The sequence below is a fragment of the Draconibacterium sp. genome (assembly GCF_041583095.1).
Classification (GTDB): Bacteria; Bacteroidota; Bacteroidia; order Bacteroidales; family Prolixibacteraceae; genus Draconibacterium.
Genome location: NZ_JBFHGM010000219.1, coordinates 1 through 8,422 on the forward strand (window position 1 = coordinate 1; position 8,422 = coordinate 8,422).

General features: G+C 39.5%; 7 protein-coding genes. All 7 read right to left on the reverse strand.

What is annotated here, in order from left to right:
* The coding region (locus ABZB17_RS17040) for a CTP synthase (protein ID WP_372651871.1) at positions 1–1,011 on the reverse strand (1,011 nt) is incomplete at its 3' end.
* A gap of 455 nt (positions 1,012–1,466) precedes the next feature.
* Positions 1,467–1,970, reverse strand: coding sequence for a flavodoxin (locus ABZB17_RS17045; protein ID WP_372651873.1), 504 nt, complete (start codon positions 1,968–1,970; stop codon positions 1,467–1,469).
* An 11-nt stretch (positions 1,971–1,981) separates the two neighbouring features.
* Positions 1,982–4,033 carry a thiamine pyrophosphate-dependent enzyme gene (locus ABZB17_RS17050; RefSeq protein WP_372651874.1) on the reverse strand — a complete coding sequence of 684 codons (2,052 nt, stop codon included), beginning with the start codon at positions 4,031–4,033 and terminating at the stop codon, positions 1,982–1,984.
* Positions 4,034–4,039: 6 nt separating this feature from the next.
* Positions 4,040–5,356: a dihydrolipoamide acetyltransferase family protein gene (locus ABZB17_RS17055; protein ID WP_372651875.1), complete on the reverse strand. Its 1,317-nt coding sequence runs from the start codon at positions 5,354–5,356 to the stop codon at positions 4,040–4,042.
* A 216-nt stretch (positions 5,357–5,572) separates the two neighbouring features.
* Positions 5,573–6,484 carry a dihydroorotate dehydrogenase gene (locus ABZB17_RS17060; protein ID WP_372651877.1) on the reverse strand — a complete coding sequence of 304 codons (912 nt, stop codon included), beginning with the start codon at positions 6,482–6,484 and terminating at the stop codon, positions 5,573–5,575.
* Positions 6,478–7,254, reverse strand: coding sequence for a dihydroorotate dehydrogenase electron transfer subunit (locus ABZB17_RS17065; RefSeq protein WP_372651879.1), 777 nt, complete (start codon positions 7,252–7,254; stop codon positions 6,478–6,480). The genes ABZB17_RS17060 and ABZB17_RS17065 overlap by 7 nt, the downstream gene beginning before the upstream one ends.
* A gap of 765 nt (positions 7,255–8,019) precedes the next feature.
* The coding region (locus ABZB17_RS17070) for a helix-turn-helix domain-containing protein (protein ID WP_372651880.1) at positions 8,020–8,422 on the reverse strand (403 nt) is incomplete at its 5' end.

An 8,422-nucleotide genomic window follows, 5' to 3' on the forward strand; every position in this document is an offset into this window, starting at 1 on the left:
ATTCAATTCTTCCGAGTGAATCCAGTTAATATTTACTTTGCATCTGTTTTCAGCTCCGGCGTGTACCAGGGCTTCAGCAATTGATTTGTACGCATCGTGTAATTCCACATATTTTCCAACCAAACCAATTTCAACAGTTTGTGTAGGGTTTTTATGGCGTGCAAGGAAATCATTCCAGGCCGAAAGATCAATTTCTTCGTTAATGGTTAATCCCAGCTTATTCAGCACTGTGATATCCAGCTTTTCTTCCAACATTTTTAACGGAACATCGTAAATTGTTGGCACATTAACCGACTGAATTACAGACTCCAAGCCAACATTACAGAACAGTGCAACTTTTTGGCGAACTGATAATTCAATATCATGTTCGGTACGAAGTACAAGAATATCGGGTTGAACTCCGGTTTCGAGCAACATTTTTACTGAGTGCTGTGTAGGCTTGGTTTTTAATTCGCCCGTTGCCGACAGGTATGGTACCAGTGTTAAATGAATAACCATTGCCCGGCTTCCCAATTCCCATTTTAACTGACGAACTGCTTCAATATAAGGTAAGGACTCAATGTCGCCTACCGTACCCCCAATCTCTGTGATAACGATATCGTATTTACCTTTTGATCCGAGAATTTTAATTCTCCGTTTTATTTCGTCGGTAATGTGAGGAATAATCTGAACGGTTTTTCCCAGATAATCACCCCGGCGTTCTTTATCAATAACCGATTGGTAAATTCTTCCGGTTGTTACGTTGTTAGCCTGCGAAGTTGCAGTATTTAAGAAACGCTCGTAATGTCCAAGATCGAGGTCGGTTTCGGCTCCGTCTTCGGTAACAAAACACTCTCCGTGTTCATACGGATTCAGCGTTCCCGGATCAACGTTAATATACGGATCCAATTTTTGAATGGTAACATTATAACCACGAGATTGTAGCAACTTGGCCAGCGACGAGGCCAAAATACCTTTTCCCAACGACGAAGTAACTCCACCGGTAACAAATATGTATCTAGTTTCAGGCACGGTAAATTTATTTATAATTCGAAGCCACAAAATTAATCAATTAATACGAACCGTAAACTAATGAACCGGCAATTTAACCGATATAGTAAATAGTTAATAACAATGAGCTTTTAAAAACCTTATTCTGTTTAACAATAATTAAATCGTTTTCCTGTGCGTATTTAAAATGAATTGATCAGTTACTCGAAATATCAAAAAATATTAATTAGCCAGAAATAGCGATCAACTTGCTTACAAAAGTGAACACATTTGTAAATCAATACACTGATACATATATAACATAGAACTTTTCATTATTGCCCCACATCTATTAAGGCTATATGTAACAACACTTCCATGAATTACACATTTGTATACAACGCATAAAAAAGGCCATTGGTCAACACCAACGGCCTTTATGCAAATAGAAAAACCTTATATAGCAAGCGTTTTTCTCTAATCGATAACTATTAACTTTAAAACTCTTTCTTAAGTTGCGCTACCCAGTCTTCAACCCGTTGTTTTGTTTTACGGGCCTGGTTTTCCTGGTCAATCGGCAATCCTATAAATTTGTCGCCTCGTTGTGCACGCGATGCTTCGAAGGTATAACCCTCAACAGAGGTTTCCCCAACGATAGTTGCTCCACACTCTTCAAGTATTTCAGCCAGTAAACCAATTGCATCGCAAAAATTCTCTGTATATCCTTTCTGGTCGCCTAATCCAAAGATTGCAAACTTCTTCTTTTTAAGGTCCATTTCTTCCAAATCCGGCACAAACTCATCCCAGTAGTTGGGTAATTCACCATCGAACCAGGTTGGTGCACTAAGAATAAAATTGTCGAATTTATTCAACACATCTTTGCTTAGCTCTTCAGCATTAATTGCTTCAATCTCTCTCTCGCCAAAAGCAGCAATCACTTTTTCTGCTACCTTTTTCGATTTTTGAGTATTGTAACTGTATATAATTGCGGTTTTACTCATTTTTTCGATTTTTAGTATTCAATTAATTCTTTTGCTGCAGTGTAAATACGCTGTGTATTTGGTAAGATCGCCTGTTCAAGAATGCGGTTGAAACCAACCGGTGTAAATGGCGAACCTACACGTTTAATCGGTGCATCAAGGTATTCAAAACCTTTTTCATTGATGAGAGCGCTTAACTCGCCACCAAAACCACCAAACACTTTATCTTCGTGAACAACCAATACTTTGTTGGTTTTCTTAATCGAATTCAAAATGGTCTCTTCATCCAGCGGAATCAGTGAACGCAGATCGATAACTTCAACATCTGCAATTCCTTCTTCTGCCAGTTTTTTAGCAGCGTCGAGACTTAAGTGCGTTGTATTTCCGTAAGTAAGAATAGTCAGATCACTACCCTCACGGCGAATTCGGGCTTTTCCAAACGGAACCTCAAAATCATCCGGAACTACTGTTGCAGCTTTCGGATCCTGATAAAGTGCTTTTGGCTCCATAAACATGGTTAATCCTTCCGAGCGTAATGACGTACGCAATAACCCGGCTGCATCATCGGCAAACGACGGATAAACAATACGTACTCCCGGAATGGCTGCCAGCGAACCTTCAATGTTTTGCGAGTGGTACATTCCACCACCAATATAACCACCTGACGCCAGGCGAATGGTCACATTTGGCGAAAATTTACCGTTCGATCGCCACAGGTCGTGACTGGTATCAACATATTGTTCCATAGCCGGCCAGAAATAGTCGGCAAACTCAGCTCCCTCAACTACAACACGGATTTTCTCGTGGTAGCGCGACATTCCGTTGGCCGTTCCCAGAATAAAATCTTCGGCAATCGGGCCGTTAAAAACACGCTTCTCGCCAAATTCGGCCTGCATACCTTTTGATACGTTGAAAATACCGCCTTTATCTTTGTTGGCCATATCCTGTCCCCAGATAAACGTATCAGGGTTATTGCGGAATTCAGCCTTTAAAGTTTCGTTAAGCGCAGTGATAAATTTTGTCTTCTCTCCTTCTTCGTTATGCAATCCTTCAGGGTATTTTTCCGAAACGTATGGATCAGAAAATACATGATCGAAAATGGATGCAGGATCCGGATCCGGAGCAGCCATTGCTGCTTTATGAGAAGCTTTTATTTCTAATTTTACTTCTTCGTCAATTTTATTCAGCTCTTCTTCAGTAAATCGCTCGTAACGCAATAACAACCTTCTGTATTTTGCCAGCGGATCGTATTCCACCACGTAGTTTCTTTCCGCATCTGAACGATAAAGCAAATGATCGTCGGAGTTGGAGTGCGACCCCATACGCACACAGTTGGCCTGCAGCAATACAGGTTTGCTTTCCTCGATGGCATAACGTTTGGCTTCGGCCATGGCGTTCATCGAATCAAAAACATCTTTACCGTTACAGTGAATAATGCGCAGGTTTTTAAAACCGGTGAAGTTATTGGCCACTTTTCGTTGCGCAGTTTGGTCTTTTTTAGGTACCGAAATACCATAACCGTTATCCTGAACCACAAAAATTACCGGTAATTCTTCTTTATCGGCACCGGTAATGGCTTCGTAAACGTAACCTTCACTAACCGATGATTCGCCCTGGCTACTGATAGAAACCGCTTTCTCACCATAATATTTAATAGCGCGGCCGGTTCCAACAGCATGCAAAGTGTGGTTTCCGGTTGCCGACGACACACTGTGCATATTCCACTCGGGTTTTGCCAGGTGATTCGACATGTGGCGACCACCACTTGATGGGTCTGTTGCCTTTGAAATACCGTTTAATATTATCTCTTCCGATGTCATTCCGCCCGCAAGAGCAGTCAACATATCGCGATAATACATATATAAATGGTCTTTTTTCTTCTCAAAACTTTGTCCGATAGCCAGCTGAATTCCATCGTGTCCGGCATAAGGAGCATGGTACGACCACCCAATAGCCTGTTTCAGATAATTGGGTGCTTTTTCGTCGAGTGCACGGCCAATCTTCATTAACCGGTACCAATTCTCTAAAGTCTCCTTCGGAGTTTTCTTAATTGTATATTGCTTTGGTACTTTTAAATCCTTCATAATAAATTATATTGCGCGGTTTATATCAAATTGTTCCAGATGATCGGCAATGCGTCGCAGGAAAGCGCCTCCCAGGGCACCATCGATAATTCGGTGATCGTATGATAACGACAGGTACATTTTATGACGAATTGCAATTACATCGCCGCTTGGTGTTTCCAAAACAGCTGGTTTTTTCTCGATAATTCCTGTTGCCAGAATAGCAACTTGTGGTTGGTTAATAATTGGTGTTCCGATAATATTTCCGAACGAACCGAAATTGGTAATAGTAAATGTTCCACCCTGAATTTCGGCCGGATCGAGTTTATTGTTACGCGCCGCATTAGCCAGTCGGTTCAGCTCTTTTGTTAAACCAACCAGGTTGCGCTGTTCAGCATTTTTAATTACAGGAACAATAAGGTTTCCGTCGGGCTTAGCCACAGCTATACCAACGTTTATATCTTTTTTCATTACGATTTTATCCCCGTCAACTGATGAGTTAACCATTGGGAATTCGGCCAGGGCAGCAGCAACTGCTTCTGTAAATATCGGCATAAACGTAATTTTATCGCCATATCTTTCCTGGAAAGCCGTTTTGTTTTTGTTTCTCCAGATTACAAGATCGGTAACATCGGCTTCAACCACTGAAGTTACGTGTGGTGATACTTGTTTCGACATCACCATGTGGTCAGCGATCAGTTTTCTGATACGATCCATTTCAACAACAGTGTCATTGGCTCCTACTGAAACCAGAGGTGCAGCTTTTCTCTCTACTGCAGGCGCTGCCGGTGCAGCTGGTTTGCTTTCTTTTTTAGCTTCCGGCTGGGCTGCAGAACTGTCTCTGCTTTCCAGGTAAGCTAAAATATCTTTCTTCTGAACGCGGCCTCCAACGCCCGATCCTTCTATGCTTTCCAACTCGTCAAACGAAACATTTTCTTCTTTAGCAATTGTTTTTACCAAAGGAGAATAGAAACGGTTTGAAAGTTTTCTACTGTCATCAACCGAAGCATCGATTGTTTCTGCTTTTTCAGGTGCTTCGTCGGTTTTGGCTTCTTTTTCGTCTTTGCTATCGGTCTCCTCCTGTTCAGTTTCGTCAACTTCACCATCAAGACTAACAACAGCCAGAACTTCGCCAACTGCAACCAGACTATCTTCCGGATAATTAATTTTTGTGATTACGCCATCTACCGGCGACGGGATCTCAGAGTCTACCTTGTCAGTAGCAACTTCGAAGAGCATATCGTCCTCTTCAATAGTGTCTCCCTCTTTTACGAACCATTTAGTAATGGTGCCTTCCTGGATACTTTCGCCCAGTTTAGGCATAACGATATTAAAACTTGCCATAATAAATACTTTTAATCTATGTTTTGCTATTTGCACTTATAACAACAGAACTAAAATTGAAATGTTCAGATTGCAATTTTAAATTTGTGCAAAAATAGAGTTAAAAGAATTTTAACGATCAAAATCGGGCAAATTCGTACTAAATAGTATTTATCTCAGATAGATTTTATCGAATGACAAAAGTAATATACAGAAGTATACGAAAACAAATGTATACTACACTTGTAAAGCACCGATTAATTCACTGGCCGACTGCATATTGTGGCGTTTCAGGTAATCCTCAATGCCTTCTACAATCTTCACCGGAATCATCGGATCTTTAAATATTGCTGTACCAACCTGTACAACTGAAGCTCCGGCCAGCATAAACTCAATGGCATCGGCAGCATTCATTATTCCGCCAATTCCAACAACAGGAATTTTAACGGCGTTGGCAACCTGCCAAACCATGCGTAATGCAATAGGTTTTATTGCCGGACCAGATAATCCGCCGGTTATAGTAGATAAAAGTGGTTCTCTTTTTTCGGCATCAATGGCCATTCCTAAAAAGGTATTTACCAACGACACAGCATCAGCCCCCTGTCCTTCCACCGCCCGTGCAATTTCAGAAATGTCGGTAACATTTGGCGACAACTTTACAATAAGCGTTTTATCATATACTTTACGTACTTCGCGGGTTACCATCTCGGCTCCGGGACAGCTCACACCAAAAGCCATTCCACCTTCCTTTACATTAGGGCACGAGATATTAAGCTCAATGGCATTTATTTTATCCAGCTCATTAACTTTTTCGGTTAAAGCGATGTAATCTTCAACTGTAGACCCGTTTACATTTATAATCAATTGTGTATCATAGTCAACAATCTCAGGATAAATGTTTTCAATAAAGTAATCGATGCCTTTATTTTGTAAACCCACCGCATTAAGCATACCTGAAGGTGTTTCCGCCATTCGCGGGTAGTTATTACCATCGCGGTTTTTAAGCGTTGTACCTTTCAGAAAATAACCTCCAAGTAAACCAGGTTCAAAGAATTCAGCTGTTTCGCGTGCAAATCCACAGGTTCCTGATGCCAGTGTTACCGGATTCTTAAATTCTATATCGTGTAATTTTACTTTTAAATCTACCATTTCAAATCATTAATGTTAAACACCGGACCTTCAGTACACACACACAGGTTTCCTTTCGTGGTTGGCTCGATACAGCACAAACACACGCCAAAACCACAGGCCATAAGGTTCTCGAGCGATACTTCGCAGAATACATTTGCAACTTTTGCCTCTTTTGCAATGGCCCGCATCATTCCATCCGGCCCACAAGCATATATTTTAGTGTATGTATTTAAGTTATTGGTAAATACAGAATGTTGCGTAACAAATCCTTTTTCTCCAAGCGATCCGTCCTCTGATGCATAATGTAAATTAGCGTAATTTTTATAGTAATCTACATTAATATGATCTTCTTTTGATCGTGCTCCCAGTAAAATGTCAACATTTTCAATTGGTAAACCCGACTCTTTGGCTAAGAAAAGCATTGGCGCAACACCACTACCACCGCCAATCAGCAAGATTTTATCGTCTGCTGACGGATACGTGAACGTTTTTCCCAGAGGATAAACCATACTTAGCATACTTCCTGTTTTAATCTCTGTAAGTTTACGTGATCCCCGCCCCAGTATTTTAACGATCATCGAGATTACATTCTGTTCGTAATCCACTTCAAACACTGAAAAAGGCCTGCGAAGAAAGATATCTTCCGCTTCCTTTATCTCAATATTTACAAATTGTCCTGGTTTTATCTCCGGAAGTTCGGTATCCGACTGTACTTTGATAAGAAAGTTTGTAGCGTTTAGCGCGCTATTTTCAATTACGGTGAATTCTTTAACAAACTTTTTTGGCATGTATTCTGATTTTGCCGCAAAGATAATAGAATAATCGTTGAATTTTGCGCTATGAATTGATACAAAAAGAAAAGACCGTTGAATAACGGCCTTCTATGTTATATTTAAATTAGGTAAAAAATAAGGGTCTTTGTTTATGTGTATACAAATGTACCAATAAAGTTTATATTTACAAAATAACACTTTACTTTTTTCTACATGTAACTATATTTAGATATAAACATACTCCTATAAACCAGAAATGGCCACTATTTCTAGTGGCCAAGCGACTTCTGGATTTATCAACTTAAATTGGGTTTGTAAATTGAATCTATATTGTTTTAATCATCCTGTCGTATTGTTGTTTACTTTTGTTGTTACAAATATGAAACTATAAATTCACATATGCAAATCTTTTCTGATTTATTTTTGTAAACAATTTACTTTTGTTTAGATGCGTGCTGAATGTCAAATGTTTACAATATTATATTTATAAATCATTGTTATGTATTAGGATAATTTACATATAAACAAAAGAGGGCTGTAGCAATACAGTCCTCTTTGTTACTCTGGTTTAACCACCGTTTGGAGGTCAAGTACCTTTTTTGTAAAAACGATTACAATTCTCTACAACATATAATATTCAAATGCTTTTATTCTAATTACAACTACCACTTTAAGGTAAAATCCTATTTAAACTATCTGTAGTTGATATACTTCATTCAAGTAAATGCAACATATAACAGTATAAGCCTTGCTTGTTTTATACATTGCTTCAATAATTTCTTAGCGTTGCTTATATATATTAAATGTACCATCACGGTATATAATAACCATTTTATCTATTTCGCTATTAAATGCCGACATCGTCTTTTCAATATTCTCCTCCGGGATCATATTCTTCCTCACTGGCTTTTCCGCCAAAGGTTGCTGTTTAATAGTTTCTTCAACTATTTGTAGCTTTTGTTGCGGACTGTTATCCGATTTTATTTGTCCACTAAACATATCTCCCTCACCCGTGAGTAGCCAGCGAGCGTTTAAATCAGGGAACTCCAGTAGTAGCTTTTCAATAAATGAAGCACCTGGTTTATTTCTTCCATTAAGAATATGTGAGATGTTAGATCGTTGCACATCCAGAACAGCAGCCAGTTCTCCGGCTGAAATTCCTTTTACCTCGATAAAATTTTTA